We start from the raw sequence: 20,521 nt of genomic DNA on the forward strand, positions 1-20,521 counted from the left end.
GCTGCCGAAAACTTCGTAACTCTTTGTTTACCAAGGAGTTTTCCGTTTCGACTGCGCCGGAAGTGGGGCGAATTATAGACAGATATAAAACACAGTCAATCCCTCATTTCAGTTTTATTCGGCTTTGAGCGTAATACGCGCAAATGCCTTCTTTCCAGCCTGACAAACGTGGGTAGCGCCCAGCTCGTAGATAAAGGTGCGATCGACAACCTCACCATCTATACGCACACCACCGGAACCCAACAGGTCGCGCGCGACCGCGGAGTTCTTAACCAGGCCCGCCTTATTAAGTACAGCAGCAATCGGCATCGCCTCAGCTGCAGCCAATTCGATCTCTGGCAGATCATCCGGCAGCTCGCCATCCTTCATGCGGTTACCAGCCGCGCGGTGAGCACTGGCCGCAGCCTCTTCACCATGGAAGCGCGCGACGATCTCTTCCGCCAACTTGATCTTCACGTCACGAGGGTTCGCACCCGCCTCGACTTCAGCGCGCAACGCATTGATCTCATCCATCGAGCGGAAGCTCAACAGCTCGAAATAACGCCACATCAGCGCATCAGGAATCGACACAAGCTTGCCGTACATCACGCCCGGCGCTTCTTGGATACCGACGTAGTTACCCAGGGACTTGGACATTTTCTTGACGCCATCCAACCCTTCCAGCAACGGCATGGTCAGAATGCACTGAGCTTCTTGCCCATACGCACGCTGCAGCTCGCGCCCCATCAGCAGGTTGAACTTCTGGTCAGTGCCGCCCAGCTCGACGTCCGCGCGCAATGCCACCGAGTCATAGCCCTGCACCAGCGGGTAGAGGAACTCGTGAATCGCGATCGGCTGATTGGTGGAATAACGCTTATCGAAGTCATCACGCTCAAGCATGCGTGCCACGGTGTATTGGGAAGTCAGGCGAATGAAGTCGGCCGGCCCCATCTGATCCATCCAGGTGGAGTTGAACGCCACCTCGGTCTTGGCCGGATCAAGAATCTTGAACACTTGAGTCTTGTAGGTCTCGGCATTATCGAGAACCTGCTCACGGGTCAGCGGCGGACGCGTTGCGCTTTTGCCGCTCGGATCACCGATCATCCCGGTGAAGTCACCTATAAGGAAGATGACTTGATGCCCCAGCTCCTGGAACTGGCGCAGCTTATTAATAAGCACGGTATGACCCAGGTGCAGATCCGGCGCGGTCGGATCGAAGCCAGCCTTAATACGCAGGGGTTGGCCACGCTTGAGCTTTTCGATCAGCTCGGCCTCGACCAACAGTTCTTCCGCACCACGTTTTATCAGCGCTAGCTGCTCTTCAACCGACTTCATAACAGACCCGCAAGGCTCAGATTCAAAAGGGAACCAACCATACAAGATCAGGGACTAATTACAAGTTTTGTCCCGCGCACGGACACCGTTCAGCAAGCCCAGCGTTCGCGAGCTTGCGCCACAGATGATTTGGTTATATTTTATACAGTTATTTCATCTTCATCATGTCATTCATCTTTTCCATTTCATCTTCAAAGTCAAAATTACCTATGACCACAGAACCGTCTAAAGCGCCGCCGCTTTACCCGAAGACCCACCTGCTCGCCGCAAGTGGTATCGCCGCCCTTCTCAGCCTGGCACTCCTGGTATTCCCTTCCAGTGACGTAGAAGCCAAACGAACATCCCTGAGCCTTGACCTGGAAAGTCCAGTTGAACAACTGACACAAGATCAAGACGCTTCCGACGCACAACAAGCCACAAACGCACCGACAGAATCTCCATTTGCACAGATAGAAACCACCCCGGAAGACACCCGGCAGGCGACTCAAGAGCCGCCTGCGCCAGTCACTCCAAAAAATCCGCTGCACCGCGAAGTGACCGTCGCCAAAGGCGACACCCTTTCAACGCTGTTTGAAAAGGTTGGTCTGCCCGCTGCTACGGTTAATGAGGTGTTGGCCAGCGATAAACAAGCCAAACAATTCACCCAGCTCAAACATGGCCAGAAGCTTGAATTCGAATTGGCTGCCGACGGTCAGCTGAAAAGCCTGCATAGCACTGTCAGCGACCTAGAAAGCATTGCCCTGACTAAAGGCACCAAAGGCTTTGCGTTCAACCGCATCACCACCAAGCCGGTGACGCGCTCCGCCTACGTGCATGGCGTCATCAACAGTTCGCTGTCACAGTCGGCTGCGCGTGCCGGCTTGTCCCACAGCATGACCATGGACATGGCCAGCGTGTTTGGCTACGACATCGACTTCGCCCAGGACATCCGTCAGGGTGACGAATTTGACGTGATTTACGAGCAGAAAGTCGCCAACGGCAAAGTCGTCGGGACCGGTGCGATTCTATCTGCGCGGTTTACCAACCGTGGCAAGACCTACACCGCAGTGCGCTACACCAACAAACAAGGCAACACCAGCTACTACACCGCCGATGGCAACAGCATGCGCAAAGCCTTCATCCGCACGCCGGTGGACTTTGCCCGCATCAGTTCGCGCTTCTCCATGGGCCGCAAGCACCCGATCCTCAACAAGATCCGCGCCCACAAAGGCGTCGACTATGCCGCCCCTCGTGGTACGCCGATCAAGGCCGCCGGTGATGGCAAAGTGTTGCTCGCCGGCCGCCGCGGTGGCTACGGCAATACCGTGATCATCCAGCACGGCAATACCTACCGTACCCTCTATGGCCACATGCAGGGGTTCGCCAAAGGCGTTTCGACCGGCAGCAACGTGAAGCAGGGCCAGGTTATCGGCTATATCGGCACCACCGGCCTGTCCACCGGCCCGCATTTGCACTATGAGTTCCAGGTGAACGGCGTCCACGTCGACCCACTGGGCCAAAAGCTGCCAATGGCCGACCCGATAGCCAAAGCCGAGCGCGCGCGCTTCCTGCAACAAAGCCAGCCATTGATGGCACGCATGGACCAGGAGCGCTCCACCCTGCTGGCCTCGGCGAAGCGCTAAGGTATGCCGCTCTATATAGGTGTGATGTCCGGGACCAGTCTTGATGGCCTGGATATCGCCCTGATCGAACAGAACCCGGCGATCAACTTGATCGGCACGCACTACATCCCCATGCCGGACGATCTGCGCACTGAGCTGTTAAGCCTGTGCGCCAGCGGCCCGGATGAGATCGCCCGTTCGGCGCTCGCCCAGCAACACTGGGTGACACTGGCGGCCAAAGGCATCCATGCCTTACTGGAACAACACGCCCTCAAGCCTCAGGACATACGCGCGATCGGCAGCCACGGCCAGACGATCCGCCATGAACCCGCTCGAGGCTTTACCGTTCAAATCGGCAACCCTGCCCTGCTCACAGAGCTGACGAGCATTACCGTCGTCAGTGATTTCCGCAGCCGCGATGTGGCCGCCGGCGGTCAAGGCGCCCCCTTGGTGCCCGCCTTTCATGAAGCCTTGTTCGGCGAACGTGCCGGCAACCGCGCCGTGCTGAATGTCGGCGGCTTCAGCAATCTCAGCCTGATCGAGACCGACAAGCCCGTAGCTGGCTTCGATTGCGGCCCGGGCAACGTGCTGCTGGATGCGTGGATCCACAATCAGCGTGGCGAGCACTTTGATCGCGATGGCCACTGGGCGGCCGGTGGCCAGGTCGAGCCTGCACTACTCAACGCACTGCTCAGCGACCCGTTCTTCCTGACCAAAGGCCCGAAAAGCACTGGCCGCGAAGTATTCAACCTGGGATGGCTGCAACACCACCTGGCCAGATTGCCAGCGTTTCAGGCAGAGAATGTGCAAGCGACCCTGCTTGAACTGACCGCGCTGACCATCGTCGAGTCCCTGCAATCCGCACAAACCGACACCGAAACCCTGCTGGTCTGTGGCGGCGGCGCGCATAACGCCACGCTGATGAAGCGCTTGGCAGCGTTGTTGCCGTCCACTCAGGTCAGCAGCACCGCCACTTACGGCGTGGACCCCGATTGGGTTGAAGCCATGGCCTTCGCCTGGCTGGCCCATTGCTGCCTTGAGGGCATCGCCGCCAACCGCCCAAGTGTCACTGGCGCGCGTGGGCTTCGGGTATTAGGCGCGATCTACCCAGCCTAAACCTGCAGGCAGCAAAACGCCGCTTGGCCTATCAAAGCCAAGCGGCGTTTTTTTATTTGCTGAAGATCAGGCTGCTGATCAGATCGAGAAAGAAGACCCGCAACCACAGGTCGTGGTGGCATTAGGGTTCTTGATCACGAAACGCGACCCTTCCAGACCTTCCTGATAATCCACCTCGGCACCCGCCAGGTATTGGAAGCTCATCGGGTCCACGACCAGGCTGACGCCCTCGCGCTCGACGATGGTGTCATCGTCGGCCACATCTTCATCGAAGGTAAAACCGTACTGAAACCCTGAACAACCGCCGCCCGTAACGAATACGCGCAGCTTCAAGCGATCATTACCCTCTTCATCGACCAGGCTCTTCACCTTGTGCGCAGCACCGTGGGTGAATTGCAAAGCCGTGGGGGTGAAGGATTCAACGCTCATGCTGATAATCTCCCGGCGTAGCGCCGCCATATGCGTAATGGCGGGCATTATCCGCTTCTCCTAGAAAAGCGGTCAACTATTGTTACGGTATATCAATCTGCGCTGCCGCCATTAAAAACACAAAAGGCCCGATCAACGGGCCTTTTGCTTAACCGCTAAACCGCCTTAAGGCAGCATGCCCGCGTGGGACAGGCCCAGCTTCTCGTCCAGGCCGAAGAGGATGTTCAGGTTCTGCACCGCCTGGCCCGACGCGCCCTTGACCAGGTTATCGATTACCGACAACACCACCACCAAATCGCCATCCTGTGGACGGTGCACAGCAATGCGACATACGTTCGCACCGCGCACGCTACGGGTTTCCGGGTGGCTGCCGGCCGGCATCACATCGACGAACGGTTCATTGGCATAACGCTTTTCGAACAGCGCCTGCAGGTCTACCGAACGGTCGACAACAGTGGCGTAGAGCGTGGAGTGAATGCCACGAATCATCGGCGTCAGGTGCGGCACGAAGGTCAGGCCCACGTCTTTACCGGCCGCGCGGCGCAGCCCCTGGCGAATTTCCGGCAAGTGACGATGCCCTTTAACCGCGTAGGCCTTCATGCTTTCCGACGTCTCGGAGTACAGCGAACCTACAGCTGCACCACGGCCGGCGCCACTCACACCCGACTTGCAGTCGGCGATCAAGCGCGAAGTGTCGGCCAGACCCGCTTCCAGCAACGGCAGGAACCCCAGCTGCGTTGCGGTCGGATAGCAACCTGGCACAGCAATCAGGCGTGCTTGCTTGATTTGCTCACGATTGACTTCCGGCAGACCGTACACCGCCTCCTCCAGCAACTCAGGCGCGCCGTGTGGCTGGCCGTACCACTTGGCCCACTCATCGGCGTCCTGCAAGCGGAAGTCGGCTGACAGGTCGATGACCTTGGTACCCGCCGCCAGCAATTCGCCGGCCAGTGCATGCGCAACCCCGTGAGGCGTGGCGAAGAACACCACATCGCACGCGCCCAGGGTCTTGATGTCCGGCACGCTGAACGCCAGGCCGTCATAGTGGCCTCGCAGGTTCGGGTACATATCGGCCACGGCCAACCCGGCCTCGGATCGGGAAGTGATGACCACCACCTCAGCTTGCGGATGCTGAGCCAACAGACGCAGCAATTCGACACCGGTGTAACCCGTGCCGCCGACGATACCGACCTTGACCATAAACCTGCCCTCAACGAACCCACTGGAAAGCCGTCGATAATAGGGGCCGTATCGTCCTGCGACAACCGTCAACGTGACGTACAGGCGCATGAGCCACTACTATCTTCAGTTACCGTGAACCTGGGAATAACTAGAAATGCTCTATCTATGGATCAAAGCCTTCCATATCGTCAGTATCGTCTGCTGGTTTGCCGGGCTGTTTTACCTGCCACGCCTGTTCGTCTACCACGCGCAAAGTGAGGACACCGTCAGCAAAGAACGCTTCAGCGTCATGGAGCGCAAGCTGTACCGCGGCATCATGGGGCCGGCAATGATCGCTACCCTGATATTCGGCGGCTGGCTGATCTACCTGAACCCGGCCATTTTTCAATCCGGCGCCTGGATCCACGCCAAACTTACCCTGGTGGTGCTGCTGATCGGCTACCACCATATGTGCGGCGCCCAAGTAAAACGTTTCGCCCGTGGCGAAAATACCCGCAGCCATGTCTTTTATCGCTGGTTCAATGAAGTGCCGGTTCTGATATTGCTGGCTATCGTAATTTTGGTCGTGGTCAAACCGTTCTAATTTCAATTACTCGGGGAACCTCCAATGTCACTGCCCGCTTCGCTCGAACAACGTCTGCGCCTACCCGTGGTGGCTGCGCCGATGTTTCTGATTTCCAACCCGCAACTCGTGCTGGCGTGCTGTCGCAATGGCGTGGTTGGGAGTTTCCCGGCACTTAACCAGCGCGAAAGCAGCGGTTTCAAGGCCTGGCTGGAGGAAATCGAAGCGGGCCTGGCACAGCTGGACAACCCCGCGCCCTATGCCGTCAACCTGATCGTGCATAACAGCAACCCAAGGCTTGAGGCCGACCTGGCGATCTGCGTCGAGCACAAGGTGCCGATCGTCATCACCAGCCTGGGCGCGGTCAAGGAGCTGGTGGATGCGGTCCACAGCTACGGTGGCCTGGTGTTTCACGACGTCACCACCCGCCGGCATGCCGAGAAAGCCGCAGAAGCCGGTGTTGACGGCCTGATCGCCGTGGCAGCGGGCGCCGGTGGCCATGCCGGTACCTGGAGCCCGTTCGCGCTGATCGCCGAGATTCGCCAGTTCTTTGATAAAACCCTGCTGTTGGCCGGCTGCCTCAACCATGGGCATGAGATACTCGCAGCCCAACTGCTGGGCGCAGACCTGGCGTATTTCGGCACGCGCTTTATCGGCACCACCGAAAGCCACGCCCCGGACGCTTATAAAGAGATGCTGCTCACATCGCGCGCCGCCGACATCGTGCACACTCCTGCGGTGTCCGGCGTACCCGCAAGCTTCATGCGCCAGAGTTTGGAAAACGCCGGTTTCGACCTCGCCGCCCTGCAGGGCAAAGGCGAAGTCAACTTCGGCTCCAAGCTCAAGCCGTTAAGCGATGAGGCCAAGGCCTGGAAAACCGTATGGTCAGCCGGCCAAGGTGTCGGCCAGATTGATGATTTGCCCAGCGTCGATGAACTGATTGCCCGCCTGGATGCCGAATACCGCAAGGCACGCGAGAAGGCAGCGCAGTTGCGCTGGCCCCGTTAAACTCAATAGCAGGCCTGCCCATGTGTGCAGGCCTGCAAACCCCCTCCCTGAACAAGTGACAAGGATGCCCGCATGAGCGACAGCCGTTTCAAGATTGTGTTTGACGGAGCCCTGCTCCCGGGTGTCGAAAGCACCACCGCCAAGCTGAACCTCGCCGAGCTGTTCAAAAGTGATGTGGCAGCCATCGAAAAGCTTTTCACCGGCCGCCCGGTCGCACTCAAGCGCGACCTTTCCCGTGCCGATGCCGAAACCTACCTTACAGCGCTGAAAAACGCCGGCATCGATGCACGTATCGAAGCCGAGCAGCCGGTAACCTTCAACCTGGCCGAAACCCACGAAACCGACGCCAGCACTGCAGACTTCTCGCGCCCTGCGGCTTCGCCCTATGCACCACCGCGTGCTGCCGTGGGTGAGTACACCGAGGAATACTCAACCCTTAAAGTGTTCACCATCCACGGTCGCATCGGCCGCTTGCGTTATCTGGCCTGGACACTGGTATTGACCCTGGCGCTGTTGGTGGCCGGTGGCATCATCAGTACCGCGAGCTTCGCCGTCGCAACCGCCTCGCCGACTGCCGGCACCATCCTCGGGGTGCTGCTGGGCTTGGCCTTGTTTGTTGCACTGGTGTGGGTGAGCGTGCAAATCGGTGTGCAACGCCTGCACGACCTGGGCTGGTCCGGCTGGCTGTACTTCCTCAACCTTGTGCCAGTGGTCAACAGCATCTTCCCAATCTTGCTGCTGGTATTGCCGGGCAATGCAGGCGCCAACCAATATGGCCCGCCGCCGCCGCGCAACTCCACGGCAGTCAAAGTGTTGGCGACCCTGTGGCTGGCGTTTATTCCGGTGATGCTCGCCATTGTGGTGACGCTGGGCATGAACGGCTACCTGAACCAACTCGAAGCCAATATGGACAGCAGCTACGAAAGCAGCTCCATCACCGCCGATGACGCCACCGATCAAAGCGTCACCGTAGATGAAGAAGAAAGCGTGCAAAGTGCTGAGGACGCAGCCGAACCTGTAGACTCTCCAGAACAGTGAAGAAACGCCACGCCGCCTGTGATGCCTCTGTCACAGGCTCGGCGGCGTTGCGATGGAGAAAGGCATGACCCGTTACGCTCTGATCACCGGCGCCTCCAGTGGCATCGGCCTGGCTTTGGCCGAAGCACTGGCCCGTCGCGGCCGCAGCTTGATTCTGGTGGCCCGCCAGCGTGATCAGTTGGAAAGCATTGCAATTGAATTGACTCAGCGCTTCGGCGTCGAGGTGCTGTTTCGTGCCTGCGACCTGGGCGAACCCCTGCGTTTGTCCGGGTTCCTGCTGGAACTTGAAGAAGGCGAGCGGCAGATCGACCTGCTGGTCAACTGTGCCGGCATGGGCACCAGCGGGCCGTTCCTTGCCCAGGACTGGATGACCGAGCAGGACCTGATCGAAGTCAACATCCTGGCCCTCACCCGCATGTGCCACGCCCTAGGCAACGCCATGGCGCTGCATGGCGGCGGGCAGATTCTCAACGTGGCCTCGGTCGCAGCCTTCCAGCCCGGCCCCTGGATGAGCAGCTATTACGCCAGCAAGGCGTATGTGCTGCACTTCTCCGAAGGCTTGCGCGAAGAGTTGAAGACCTGCGGTATCAAGGTCTCGGTGCTGTGTCCCGGCCCCACGCGCACGGCATTTTTCGGCACCGCGCAAATGGACACCGCCAAGCTCGACCGCAGCGGTCAACTGATGAGCCCGGAAGAAGTGGCGCTCTACACCGTGCGCGCGCTGGAAAAGAACAAAGCCATCATTATTCCCGGGCGACGCAACCGCTGGCTGGCCTTCAGCCCGCGCTTGAGCCCACGCTGGCTGACCCGCAAGATTGCCGGCGCCATCAACAAGGCCTATTGCCCGCGCTGACGGCCTCGGTACACTCGTTCTACACTTTCATAATGGAGAAACAGCTGTGGATACTCTGTTCACCAAGATCATCAACAGAGAAATACCTGCGAAGATCATCTATGAAGATGACCAAGTCCTCGCCTTCCACGATATTGCCCCAATGGCACCCGTGCATTTTCTGGTCATTCCGAAAAAGCCGATCCGTACCCTCAACGACCTCACCGAAGAAGACAAAGCCCTCGCTGGCCATATTCTGTTCACCGCTCAACGGCTGGCCGTAGAGCAAGGCTGCGAGAAGGGCTTTCGCGTGGTGATGAACTGCAACGAGGATGGCGGGCAGACTGTTTATCACATCCATATGCACGTGCTGGGTCAGCGCCAGATGAACTGGCCGCCGGGCTGATTGTTGCGGGGAGTTTGCGACGGCTACGCCGTCGGGCGGGAGCAAGCTCCCTCGCCACAGGGGCAAATTGACACAGCGCAAACGCATCGCCTTCTCTTGCGGTAAACTGGCCGCCGAGATTCTTCCCGGAGGTCAGCATGACTACCCAACGTCACTACTCGCCGATTGACCGTCTGTTGCTGCAAGCCGACATGGCCATGCGCACACTGCTGCCCTTCAGCGGCCAACCGTACCGGCCTTCGCCCGCCATCGTGCAGCCCGACGCGCAGATGAGCGAGACCGACACCCGCCACGTCGCCGGCCTGATGCGCATCAACCACACCGGTGAAGTCTGTGCCCAGGCGCTGTACCAAGGCCAGGCGCTGACCGCCAAGCTGCCGCAAGTACGCGCAGCGATGGAACATGCGGCCGAAGAAGAAATCGACCACCTGGCCTGGTGCGAGCAGCGCATTCGCCAGCTCGGTAGCCATCCCAGCGTGCTCAACCCACTGTTTTATGGTTTGTCGTTCGGTATCGGCGCCGCTGCCGGCCTGATCAGCGACAAGGTCAGCCTCGGTTTTGTGGCTGCGACCGAGCATCAGGTGTGCAAACACCTGGATGAACACCTGGAGCAACTGCCGGCCGAAGACGAAAAGTCGCGGGCGATTCTTGAACAGATGCGCATTGATGAAGAACACCACGCAGAAAGCGCACTGGATGCAGGCGGCTTCCGCTTCCCGGCGCCCGTGAGGTTCGGCATGAGCGTACTGGCCAAGGTCATGACCAAAAGCACCTATCGAATTTAAACAATGCCGCACAAAAAAGGGCGCCCTCAACAGGCGCCCTTTTCTATTGCCGACTGGCAATCAACCCAGCTCGATAATCTCGTAATCATGGGTGATGGCCACACCGGCCGCGCCAAGCATGATCGATGCAGAGCAATACTTCTCGGCCGACAGCTCGATGGCGCGCTTGACCTGAGCTTCCTTCAACGCCCGGCCCTTGACCACGAAATGCATGTGGATCTTGGTAAACACCTTGGGGTCTTCAGTGGCCCGCTCCGCTTCCAGGAAGGCTTCGCAGCTCTCGACGGCCTGGCGGGACTTCTTCAAGATGCTGACCACGTCGAAATTGCTGCAACCGCCAACACCGAGCAGGAGCATTTCCATCGGGCGTACACCCAGGTTACGGCCACCGGCGTCCGGCGGGCCGTCCATAACTACCACATGGCCACTGCCCGACTCACCGAGGAACATGGCCTCGCCCGCCCATTGGATGCGTGCCTTCATCGCCCAGACTCCACTGCTAAAAAAGGGTCGCCAGCTTAGCACAGGGTCTTGAACCCGCAGCGCCCGGTATGAAAACGATCAATGACAACGTTTGCCCGCTAAATTCCTTAATCGAGGCAGAATGTGTCTGTTAAGCTGGCGCCAATTCAATGGCGCATTGCCATCCTTTGTACAGCGTGTATCAATGCCATTACCGCTGGATAAAAATAATTCCAACCACACCGTGCAGTCTTTTCGGGATACAACCATGGTTGCTCTTGCTCCCACACCCAAGATCAAGAACCTCGACAAATTGTTGATGCATTGCCAGCGCCGGCGTTACCCGGCCAAGCACAACATCATTTGCGCAGGCGAACGCTCCGAGACGCTGTTCTTCATTATCAAGGGCTCGGTCACCATCCTGATTGAAGATGAAGACGGCCGCGAGATGATCATCGCGTACCTCAATACCGGGGATTTCTTCGGTGAGCTGGGGCTGTTTGAACAAGCGGGCAAAGAGCAGGAGCGCAGTGCCTGGGTGCGGGCCAAGGTTGAGTGTGAAGTCGCCGAGATCAGCTATGCCAAGTTTCGCGAACTGGCCCAACATGATCCCGACATTCTCTACGCCTTAAGCGGTCAGATTGCCCAGCGCTTGCGCGACACCACGCGCAAAGTGGGTGACCTGGCGTTCTTTGATGTCACCGGCCGCGTAGCCCGTTGCCTGCTGGAACTGTGCAAACAGCCCGACGCCATGACCCACCCTGACGGCATGCAGATCAAAGTCACGCGCCAGGAGATCGGACGCATTGTCGGGTGTTCACGGGAAATGGTCGGTCGTGTGCTCAAGGACTTGGAAGAGCGCAACCTGGTACACGTCAAAGGCAAGACGATGGTGGTGTTCGGTACGCGTTAAGCCGGCAGGAATCCGGCCAGCATCTGACGGTACAACGCGTCCAGTCGGGTGATGGCATCCGGTGCGGGAAAGGCTTCGTGCAACGCGATATGGCTGTCGGCACGCACCCGCTGGTCGAGGCCGCAGGCCTCATTGAAACGATTGACCGCCGCAATCAGCTCATCGCGGTCGTTATCCAGCAACAATGCACCGTGCACCAAACCTACTGGGCGGCCGCCACTTTGTCGCCAGCGCTGGGCAGTGCCAACCATCTTGCGGCCGTTGAGGTTGACGTTATAGCGACCGTCGCAAAAGGCGCCGTCGATTTCGCCAACAGAAGCGTCACCGCCCAACTCAATCAGCAAATCACAGATCGGCTGGCACAAACGCTGATAACCGGTTTCGATGCGGCCTTGATCACCTTCGCTGCGTGGCGGCGCGTAAACCAGCGCGATATTGACCGTGGCGGCCGACTGCGGCACCGGCTCTCCGCCGGTCTCGCGCAGTAGCACCGGCCAACCGGCAGCAGCCGAAACCTGGCTGGCCGCGTCAAAAGCCGGCAAGCGGCTCAAACGGCGCGGCATCACCAAAGCCTGGTCATTTGGCTGCCAGAACAGTAGCCCGAATTCCTGTTCACCGGCGCAAACGGCCGCGAGCAAGTCTTGCTCGGCGGCAAGTCCTGCTTCAACTGTCATCGACACCGGCTCGATCATCGGACACCTACTTCTCTAAATAGACACAAATCAAATGTGGGAGCTGGCTTGCCTGCGATACAGACACCTCGGTACATCAGGTACACCGAGGTGTCTGTATCGCAGGCAAGCCAGCTCCCACACAAGCCAGCTCCCACATTTTTGACCGTATTTCAAATCAGTCGAGGGTCGAACCACTCACCGCTACGCCACGCTCCGGAAAGAACAGACGCTGCAATTCCGCACCTGGGTTCTCGGCGCGCATAAATGTCTCACCCACCAGGAACGAAAACACACCGCTGATTTCCATCAGCTCTACGTCGGCGCGGTTGACGATGCCGCTCTCGGTAATCACCAACCGATCACGCGGAATACGCGGCAACAGGTCGAGGGTATTTTCCAGGCTGACTTCAAAGGTGTGCAGGTTACGGTTATTAACCCCCACCAACGGCGTGTCGAGGGTTTTCAGCGCGCGCTCCAGCTCATCGCCATCGTGCACTTCTACCAGTACGTCCAGGCCTACGCTTTTGGCCACGGCCGCCAGCTCGGCCATCTTCACGTCGTCCAGCGCGGAGACGATCAGCAGCACGCAATCGGCGCCCAAGGCGCGGGCTTCGACGATCTGGTACGGGTCAACCATGAAGTCCTTGCGGATCACCGGCAACTTGCACGCGGCGCGGGCCTGTTGCAGGAACAGGTCGGAACCCTGGAAGAAGTCGATATCGGTCAACACGGACAGGCAGGTTGCGCCGCCCTTCTCATAGCTCTTGGCAATGTCTTCAGGAATGAAAACTTCGCGAATCACGCCTTTGCTGGGCGAAGCTTTTTTGATCTCGGCAATCACGGCAGGCTGTTTTTCCTTCGCCTGCTTGATCAGCGCAGCGGCAAAACCACGCGGCGCGTCGGCGCTTTTTGCCAAGCCCTCCAGCTCAGCCAGGCTCACACGGGCACGGCGCTCGGCCACCTCTTCAGCCTTGCGCGCGAGGATTTTTTCCAGAACGGTCGGGACACTCATCCTTCATTCTCCATTTTGAACACAGCGGTAAAGGCTCCCAGTTCTTCGAGCTTTTCGCGAGCCAGACCGGTGTGCAACGCATCGTGGGCCAAGGCGACACCTTCCTTAAGACTATAGGCGTGGTCCGCCGCGTAAAGTGCCGCGCCAGCATTCAGAACAATCATTTCTGCGGCTTTCTGGCCGTTTTCTGTCTTACGGCGCCCCAAGGCATCACGGATCAACTCCAGCGAGGCCGCCGGGCTTTCCACCGACAGGCCATGCAAGCTTTGGCTTCTCATGCCGAGGTCTTCGGGCTCGACCCAATATTCGCTGACCTGGTCATTCTTCAGCTCCGCCACGAAGGTCGGTGCCGCCAGGCTGAATTCGTCCAGGCCATCCTTGGAATGCACCACCAGCACGTGCTTGCTGCCCAGACGCTGCAACACTTCGGCCAACGGCCGGCACAGCGCCTGGCTGAACACACCGACCACCTGATGTTTCACGCCAGCCGGATTCGTAAGCGGGCCAAGCATGTTGAACAGGGTGCGCAGGCCAAGGTCCTTGCGCGGGCCGGCGGCGTGTTTCATGGCGCCGTGGTGGGACTGGGCAAACATGAAGCCAATGCCCACGCTGTCGATGCAGCGCGCCACTTGCACCGGCGTCAGGTTCAGATAAATACCAGCCGCCTCCAGCAAGTCGGCGCTGCCGCTTTTGCCCGACACCGCACGGTTACCGTGTTTGGCCACGGTGCAACCGGCTGCCGCCACCACAAAGGAGGAAGCCGTCGACACGTTGAAAATATTCGCACCGTCGCCGCCGGTACCGACCACATCGACCACGCCGTCGAGGGTCTTGAGCTCAACCTTGTCGGCCAGCTCACGCATCACTGACACGGCGCCGACGATTTCGTCGATGCTCTCGCTCTTCATGCGCATCGCCATCATGAACGCGCCGATCTGCGCGTCAGTGCATTGGCCAGTCATGATCTCGCGCATCACGTCGCTCATTTCAGCGGTGCTCAGGTCCAGATGGCCGACGATACGGCTCAGGGCAGTCTTGATATCCATGGAAAGTCCTTAGCGCGTGCCGCCGCTCTGCTTGAGAAAGTTGGCGAACAGCTCGTAGCCCTGCTCGGTCAGGATTGATTCGGGGTGAAATTGCACCCCTTCGATATTCAGTGTCTTGTGACGCAGGCCCATGATCTCGTCGACCGAGCCGTCTTCCAGCTGAGTCCAGGCGGTCAGCTCCAGGCACTCGGGCAGGGTTTCACGCTTGACCACCAACGAGTGGTAGCGAGTGACTGTCACCGGCAGGTTGAGGCCGTGGAATACGCCGAGGTCTTTATGGAACACCGGGCTGGTTTTGCCATGCATCACTTGGCGCGCACGTACCACGTCACCACCAAACGCCTGGCCGATGGACTGATGGCCCAGACACACGCCCAGGATCGGCAATTTACCGGCGAAATATTTGATCGCTTCGAGGGAAATGCCCGCTTCGGTCGGCGTGCACGGGCCAGGCGAAACCACGATGCGCTCCGGGTTCAGGGCAGCGATTTCGGCGACCGTCAGTTCGTCGTTGCGCACCACCTTGACCTCGGCGCCGAGTTCGCCCAGGTACTGCACAACGTTGTAGGTAAAGGAATCGTAGTTATCAATCATCAGCAACATGTGGGTTCAAACCTCTTGAATTCACTGATTTCGAATGACCGCCTTCCAAGAGAGTGTCCCGCTGCCAGACGCACGTTCCGGTTGCCAGGGTGAGCCGGCAAGGGGCGTCAAACAAAGGGTGAAGAAGGCAAATCGGTACAGGTCCGGCCGAGCCGGCAGAGAAAAATGTCAGGCGCGCCAACGCCAACGGGCGTGTGCCTTGACTACTCGCATCAAGAGTTTGCTGATGATCAACACGGGGAGGGTCTCATTCATACGTTCAGGCACAGTAACGTAGCCTCGCCAGCGGTGCAATATGGAGCAGCGATTCCGGGGGTCACCACCGAGTATTTGTAAGAAAAAACTGTTTTCTTCGAATAAAACCCTCACTACATTGCTAGTGTTTCGCTTCCGACACAAAAACAACTAAATGGAATTTCGCATGCTCAGACCACCGTTTTTTGCGCCCCTTGCCGGCTGCCTCCTGTCACTGGCCTGCGCGCAGGCGTTTGCAGCACCTTCACCTTACTCAACCATGGTCGTGTTCGGCGACAGCCTGGCCGACGCCGGCCAGTTCCCCGATGGCTCGGCCGGCGCCACCTTGCGCTTTACCAACCGCACCGGGCCGACATTCCAGGGCGATTATGGCCTGGTGTCATCTACGCTTTTGGGGGGCAAGCTGGGCGTGGCACCCAACGACCTGAATGCCTCCACCTCGCCGGTACGTGCCGCCCAAGGTTTGCCGGATGGTAATAACTGGGCGGTCGGCGGCTACCGTACCGACAATATCCTCGATTCCATCACCTCGGTCTCCAATGCGGCGATCCCGCCCGGCAACGCCGGTGGTGGCACCGTACTGCGCAGCCGTCAGGGTTATCTGCCGGCCAACGGCGGGCGGGCTGACCCGAACGCGTTGTATTTCCTATCCGGTGGCGGCAATGACTTTCTGCAAGGGCGCGTCCTCAGCCCGGGCCAGGCCGTGGCCGCCGGCGGGCGCCTGGCCGACAGCGCCCAAGCCCTGCAACAGGCCGGCGCGCGCTACATCATGGTGTGGATGCTGCCCGACCTGGGCTTGACACCCGCCATCAACGGCACGCCCGCGCAAGGCGCCAGCTCGGCCCTGAGCAGCATTTTCAACCAGGCGCTGGTGCAGCGCCTGTCGCAGATCGACGCCCAGGTCATCCCGCTGAACATCCCGTTACTGCTCAATGAAACCTTCGCCAACCCTGCGCGCTTTGGCCTGGCCACCGGGCAAAACCTAACCGGCACCTGCTTCAGCGGCAACGGCTGCACCGCCAACCCGGTGTATGGCATTGGCGGCGCCACCCCGGACCCGACCAAGCTGATCTATAACGACTCGGTGCACCCCACCATCGCCGGGCAACAGTTGATCGCCGACTACGCCTACTCGCTGCTCGCCGCGCCGTGGGAAGTGACCTTGCTGCCGGAGATGGCCCAGGGCACCTTGCGCGCCCACCAGGATGAGCTGCGCAACCAGTGGCAAGCCGACAATGGCAACTGGCAGGCCGTCGGCCAATGGCGCGCGATTGTCGCCGGTGGTGGCCAGCATTTGGACTTTGATGATCAACGCAGTTCGGCCAGCGGCGACGGCAGTGGCTACAACGTGAACGTCGGCGGCAGCTATCGCCTCGACGAAAACTGGCGCGTCGGCGTGGCCGCCGGCTTGTATCGCCAGACACTCGAAGCCGGCGCCCGCGATTCGGACTACAAGCTCAACAGCTACATGGGCACGGCCTTTGCGCAATATCAGCAAAACCATTGGTGGGCCGATGCGGCGTTGACCGGCGGCAAGCTGGACTTCGACAGCCTCAAGCGCAAGTTCGCCCTGGGCGTCAGCGAAGGCGCCGAAAAAGGCGACACCGATGGCTGGCTCTGGGCCTTGAGCGGCCGTTTGGGTTATGACATTGCCGGCGCCGGCAGCGACTGGCATTTGTCACCGTTCATCAGCGCGGACTATTCGCGGGTCGAAGTCGATGGTTATTCGGAAAAGGACAACCGCTCCACCGCGCTGACCTTCGATGACCAGCAACGCGACTCCAAACGCCTGGGCGTCGGCCTGCAGGGCAGCTACCGGATTACGCCGCAAACCCAAGTGTTTGGCGAAGTGGCCCACGAGCATGAGTTCGAAAACGACACCCAGAAGGTAAAGATTTCGCTCAACAGCGTGCCCGGGATCGACTTCAAGCTGGACGGCTACACGCCGCGCAGCAATTCGGACCGATTGAGTCTGGGCGTCAGCCACAAGCTGACTCAGGAGCTGGCGCTACGGGCGGCGTATAACGTGAGGAAGGATGACAGCTTTACCCAGCAAGGCGTCAGTGTGGGGGTGAGTCTGGATTTCTAAGCGGATCTTAAACGCCCCACAAAACAACTGTGGGAGCTGGCTTGCCTGCTCCCACAGGTTGTCCAATGTCTGACTTTAGCTTTGCGGCGTTTGCTCGGCCAACGCCACAGCCCGGAACATCGCGCGGCGTTTATTCAGGGTTTCTTCCCATTCCAGGGCCGGCACCGAGTCAGCCACAATCCCGCCACCCGCCTGCACATGCAGCTCGCCGTCCTTGATCACGGCGGTGCGGATCGCAATCGCGGTGTCCATATTGCCGTTCCAGGCGAAATATCCCACGGCGCCGCCATACACACCACGCTTGACCGGCTCCAGTTCGTCGATGATCTCCATCGCGCGAATCTTCGGCGCGCCCGACAAAGTGCCCGCCGGCAGAATCGCCCGCAGTGCGTCCATCGCGGTCAACCCGGCTTTCAGCTCGCCGGTGACGTTGGACACAATGTGCATCACGTTGGAATACCGCTCGATGACCATCTTCTCGGTGAGCTTCACCGAACCGATTTCCGAAACCCGCCCGGTGTCGTTGCGGCCCAGGTCGATCAGCATCAAGTGTTCGGCAATTTCCTTGTCGTCACTCAGCAGGTCTTCTTCCAGCGCCAGGTCGGCCTCTTCGGTCGCGCCACGCGGGCGTGTGCCGGCTATCGGGCGCACGGTGATGAGGTTGTCTTCGACCCGCACCAGCACTTCCGGCGAACTGCCCACCACGTGGAAGTCGCCGAAGTTGAAGAAGTACATATACGGCGTCGGGTTGAAGCACCGCAGCGCGCGGTACAGATCAATTGGCGCCGCCTTGAAGTCGATGGACATGCGTTGCGACGGCACCACCTGCATGCAGTCACCGGCAAGGATGTATTCCTTGATGGTGTCGACCGCGCGCTCGTAGTCATCCTGGGTAAAGCTTGAACGAAAGATCGGGTCGGCGGCCGGCGGACGGCTGAGGTCCAGGCCACGGCGTGGAGTGATCGGCTGACGCAGTTTCTCCAGCAGCGCCTCAAGGCTGGCCTGGCCTTGCTCGAAGGCATCGGCCTGGGACGGGTCGGCGAGGACAATCGCGTGCATCTTGCCGGCGAGGTTGTCGAACACCACCACCGCGTCGGAGACCATCAGCAGAATGTCCGGCACGCCCAGCGGGTCCGGGTTCGGGCATTTGCCCAGGCGTTTTTCTACGTAGCGCACGCAGTCGTAGCCGAAATACCCCACCAGGCCACCGTTGAAACGCGGCAGACCGGGAATGGTCGGCACGTTGTAGCGCGCCTTGAAGGTTTCGACGAACGCCAGCGGGTCTTCCACGTCATGGCTTTCGATCTCGACGCCATCATGGGTGATGCTCACATGGTGGTCATGCACACGCAGCACGGTGCGGCACGGCAGGCCGATGATCGAGTAACGGCCCCACTTCTCGCCGCCCTGCACCGATTCAAGCAGGTAGGAATTGGGCTTGTCGGCCAGTTTGAGGTAGATCGACAGCGGCGTATCGAAGTCAGCCAGGGTTTCGCAGGCCATGGGGATACGGTTATAGCCGGCAGTGGCCAAACGCAGGAATTCTTCGCGGATCATGAGGTGCCTCGTGGCTTGAGGGTCAAACGGTCAGGTGTGCAAACGTGCCGCAACGCGGCCAGGATCAGTCAGGCGCGCCAACGCCAGCGGGCCAGGGCCTTGATGACTTTCATCCAGAGTTTGCGAGTGACCACCACGATGGAATTTCCAGAAGGGGTTGATTCGATGTCGGGCAACGTTATCTCAGCGCCCGCTCCCAAGCAACCGGGGATTAGCAGTCGCAGATCATCAATCACCAGCGCCGGCGACTCCTCGGCGATCGGTCGGCCGTGGTTGTAGCCGTAGCTCAGCGCCACACACTGCACGCCAGCGGCTTTGGCGGCTTGCACATCACTGCGCGAATCGCCGACAAACAACGATTGCGAGGCCGGAATATTGGCCATTTTCATCACAAAGAACAGCGCCGCCGGGTCAGGCTTTTTCTGCGGCAAGGTGTCGCCGCCGATGATCCAGCGGAAATACCGGCCGATTTTCATCTGGTCCAACAGCGGCGCGACAAAGCGCTCCGGCTTGTTGGTGATCAGCGCCATCTCCACGCCTTGCTTGTGCAGCCACTTGAGCGTGTCGCGCACGCCGGGGTAAACCACGGTGAGCTCATGGCTGCTTTCATAGGCAACATTGAAGAGTTCCAGGGCGTGCTCGGCCTCAACCTCATCCACACCTTCGGCATCAATATGGTTGGCCAAGGCCCGACGCACCAGCATCTGCGCGCCGTTGCCGACCCACTCACGCACCGCCTCGATGCCCGCCGGCTTACGCCCCAGCTTGAGCAGCATCTCGTCCACCGCCGCCGCCAGGTCTGGCACCGAATCGATCAACGTACCGTCCAGATCGAACATCACCAGTCGTGGCAGTTTGCCGGGGAACAACTGCTCAAAACCGCTCATGGACGCGCCAGCGCCAGTTCGGCCCGCATCTTGTCGATGACTTCCTGGTAGTTGGGGGCGTTGAAGATCGCCGAGCCAGCCACAAAGGTGTCAGCGCCAGCGGCGGCGATTTCGCGAATATTGTTGACGTTGACCCCACCGTCGATTTCCAGGCGGATATCACGGCCCGACGCATCGATCAGCGCACGGGCTTCGCGCAGCTTGTTCAGCGTGCCGGGGATGAACTTCTGCCCGCCGAAGCCCGGGTTGACGCTCATCAGCAAGACCATGTCGACCTTGTCCATCACGTACTCCAGCACGCTCAACGGCGTGGCCGGGTTGAACACCAGGCCGGCCTTGCAACCGCCTTCGCGGATCAGCTGCAGGGTGCGGTCGACGTGCAGCGTGGCTTCCGGGTGGAAGGTGATGTAGGTGGCACCGGCCTCGATGAAGTCACCGACGATGCGATCCACCGGGCTGACCATCAGGTGCGCATCGATCGGCGCAGTAATGCCGTACTTGCGCAGTGCCGCGCAGACCATCGGGCCGATAGTCAGGTTGGGCACATAGTGGTTGTCCATGACATCGAAGTGCACGAAGTCGGCACCGGCGGCCAATACCTTGTCCACTTCCTCACCCAGGCGGGCGAAGTCGGCGGAGAGAATCGATGGAGCGATAACGAAGGGCTGCATGACGCACCTTTTTGAGCTAAATCACGATGGCGCGCATTGTATACCTCATGCTTTACCCAGCACACCGTGACCTAACTCA

21 protein-coding genes are annotated in these 20,521 nt (G+C 59.6%); 10 read left to right on the forward strand and 11 right to left on the reverse strand.

Annotation, left to right across the window (positions count from 1 at the left end; all coding sequences use genetic code 11):
- Positions 1-114: 114 nt before the first annotated feature.
- The gene (gene tyrS / locus HX790_RS11605) at positions 115-1,314 is read right to left on the reverse strand and encodes a tyrosine--tRNA ligase (protein WP_170040775.1); all 1,200 of its coding nucleotides are present in this window, start codon (positions 1,312-1,314) and stop codon (positions 115-117) included.
- 209 nt (positions 1,315-1,523) lie between these two features.
- Between tyrS and HX790_RS11610 the strand changes: the two genes are divergently transcribed.
- Together HX790_RS11610 and HX790_RS11615 are read left to right on the forward strand one after the other, a co-directional pair.
- On the forward strand, positions 1,524-2,936 hold the full coding sequence (locus tag HX790_RS11610) for a peptidoglycan DD-metalloendopeptidase family protein (RefSeq protein WP_017138095.1): 1,413 nt from the start codon (positions 1,524-1,526) through the stop codon (positions 2,934-2,936).
- A 3-nt stretch (positions 2,937-2,939) separates the two neighbouring features.
- Positions 2,940-4,031: an anhydro-N-acetylmuramic acid kinase gene (locus HX790_RS11615; protein WP_176991561.1), complete on the forward strand. Its 1,092-nt coding sequence runs from the start codon at positions 2,940-2,942 to the stop codon at positions 4,029-4,031.
- A gap of 78 nt (positions 4,032-4,109) precedes the next feature.
- Here the strand turns inward: HX790_RS11615 and erpA are convergent, their stop codons facing one another.
- Positions 4,110-4,460, reverse strand: a complete 351-nt coding sequence (gene erpA, locus HX790_RS11620; RefSeq protein WP_003176443.1) for an iron-sulfur cluster insertion protein ErpA — start codon at positions 4,458-4,460, stop codon at positions 4,110-4,112.
- Between the two features lie 165 nt (positions 4,461-4,625).
- Positions 4,626-5,660: an N-acetyl-gamma-glutamyl-phosphate reductase gene (gene argC, locus HX790_RS11625; protein WP_017138092.1), complete on the reverse strand. Its 1,035-nt coding sequence runs from the start codon at positions 5,658-5,660 to the stop codon at positions 4,626-4,628.
- 136 nt (positions 5,661-5,796) lie between these two features.
- Here argC and hemJ point away from each other — a divergent pair, with 136 nt between their 5' ends.
- From hemJ to coq7, 6 genes are all read left to right on the forward strand, one after another.
- Entirely contained in the window at positions 5,797-6,225 is a 429-nt protein-coding gene (gene hemJ / locus HX790_RS11630; protein ID WP_017138091.1) for a protoporphyrinogen oxidase HemJ, read from the forward strand.
- Between the two features lie 24 nt (positions 6,226-6,249).
- Positions 6,250-7,212, forward strand: a complete 963-nt coding sequence (locus HX790_RS11635; protein WP_138449319.1) for a nitronate monooxygenase family protein — start codon at positions 6,250-6,252, stop codon at positions 7,210-7,212.
- 72 nt (positions 7,213-7,284) lie between these two features.
- Positions 7,285-8,250, forward strand: a complete 966-nt coding sequence (locus tag HX790_RS11640) for a DUF805 domain-containing protein (RefSeq protein WP_138449317.1) — start codon at positions 7,285-7,287, stop codon at positions 8,248-8,250.
- Between the two features lie 64 nt (positions 8,251-8,314).
- Entirely contained in the window at positions 8,315-9,103 is a 789-nt protein-coding gene (locus HX790_RS11645; protein ID WP_017138088.1) for an SDR family oxidoreductase, read from the forward strand.
- 46 nt (positions 9,104-9,149) lie between these two features.
- A complete protein-coding gene (locus HX790_RS11650; RefSeq protein ID WP_003210943.1) occupies positions 9,150-9,488 on the forward strand; it encodes a histidine triad nucleotide-binding protein in 339 nt (112 codons plus the stop codon).
- Between the two features lie 137 nt (positions 9,489-9,625).
- Positions 9,626-10,273 (forward strand): 2-polyprenyl-3-methyl-6-methoxy-1,4-benzoquinone monooxygenase, encoded by a 648-nt coding sequence (gene coq7 / locus HX790_RS11655; RefSeq protein ID WP_017138087.1) that lies wholly within the window; start codon positions 9,626-9,628, stop codon positions 10,271-10,273.
- Positions 10,274-10,333: 60 nt separating this feature from the next.
- On the opposite strand, the gene HX790_RS11660 is transcribed toward coq7, so the two are convergent.
- Entirely contained in the window at positions 10,334-10,756 is a 423-nt protein-coding gene (locus tag HX790_RS11660) for an OsmC family protein (RefSeq protein WP_017138086.1), read from the reverse strand.
- 247 nt (positions 10,757-11,003) lie between these two features.
- Between HX790_RS11660 and crp the strand changes: the two genes are divergently transcribed.
- The gene (crp, locus tag HX790_RS11665) at positions 11,004-11,648 is read left to right on the forward strand and encodes a cAMP-activated global transcriptional regulator CRP (RefSeq protein ID WP_017138085.1); all 645 of its coding nucleotides are present in this window, start codon (positions 11,004-11,006) and stop codon (positions 11,646-11,648) included.
- On the opposite strand, the gene HX790_RS11670 is transcribed toward crp, so the two are convergent.
- From HX790_RS11670 to HX790_RS11685, 4 genes are all read right to left on the reverse strand, one after another.
- Positions 11,645-12,340: a lipoate--protein ligase family protein gene (locus tag HX790_RS11670; RefSeq protein ID WP_099550430.1), complete on the reverse strand. Its 696-nt coding sequence runs from the start codon at positions 12,338-12,340 to the stop codon at positions 11,645-11,647. The two genes, crp and HX790_RS11670, sit on opposite strands and share 4 nt — an antisense overlap.
- A 157-nt stretch (positions 12,341-12,497) precedes the next feature.
- Positions 12,498-13,334 (reverse strand): indole-3-glycerol phosphate synthase TrpC, encoded by an 837-nt coding sequence (gene trpC, locus HX790_RS11675; RefSeq protein ID WP_017138083.1) that lies wholly within the window; start codon positions 13,332-13,334, stop codon positions 12,498-12,500.
- Positions 13,331-14,380: an anthranilate phosphoribosyltransferase gene (trpD, locus tag HX790_RS11680; protein WP_017138082.1), complete on the reverse strand. Its 1,050-nt coding sequence runs from the start codon at positions 14,378-14,380 to the stop codon at positions 13,331-13,333. The genes trpC and trpD overlap by 4 nt, the downstream gene beginning before the upstream one ends.
- Before the next feature lie 9 nt (positions 14,381-14,389).
- The gene (locus HX790_RS11685) at positions 14,390-14,983 is read right to left on the reverse strand and encodes an aminodeoxychorismate/anthranilate synthase component II (protein ID WP_017138081.1); all 594 of its coding nucleotides are present in this window, start codon (positions 14,981-14,983) and stop codon (positions 14,390-14,392) included.
- A 421-nt stretch (positions 14,984-15,404) separates the two neighbouring features.
- On the opposite strand from HX790_RS11685, the gene estP reads away from it, so the two are divergent.
- Positions 15,405-17,327, forward strand: coding sequence for an esterase EstP (gene estP, locus HX790_RS11690; RefSeq protein ID WP_176991562.1), 1,923 nt, complete (start codon positions 15,405-15,407; stop codon positions 17,325-17,327).
- 75 nt (positions 17,328-17,402) lie between these two features.
- Here the strand turns inward: estP and trpE are convergent, their stop codons facing one another.
- The 3 genes from trpE to rpe all read right to left on the reverse strand — a co-directional run bounded on the left by trpE (position 17,403) and on the right by rpe (position 20,442).
- Positions 17,403-18,884: an anthranilate synthase component I gene (gene trpE, locus HX790_RS11695; protein WP_017138079.1), complete on the reverse strand. Its 1,482-nt coding sequence runs from the start codon at positions 18,882-18,884 to the stop codon at positions 17,403-17,405.
- A 68-nt stretch (positions 18,885-18,952) separates the two neighbouring features.
- Entirely contained in the window at positions 18,953-19,771 is an 819-nt protein-coding gene (locus tag HX790_RS11700) for a phosphoglycolate phosphatase (RefSeq protein ID WP_017138078.1), read from the reverse strand.
- Complete coding sequence (rpe, locus tag HX790_RS11705; RefSeq protein WP_017138077.1) at positions 19,768-20,442, reverse strand: ribulose-phosphate 3-epimerase; 675 nt, start codon at positions 20,440-20,442, stop codon at positions 19,768-19,770. Before rpe ends, HX790_RS11700 begins: the two co-directional genes overlap by 4 nt.
- Positions 20,443-20,521: the final 79 nt, after the last annotated feature.

The sequence above is a fragment of the Pseudomonas sp. IPO3747 genome (assembly GCF_013385245.1).
Classification (GTDB): Bacteria; Pseudomonadota; Gammaproteobacteria; order Pseudomonadales; family Pseudomonadaceae; genus Aquipseudomonas; species Aquipseudomonas edaphica.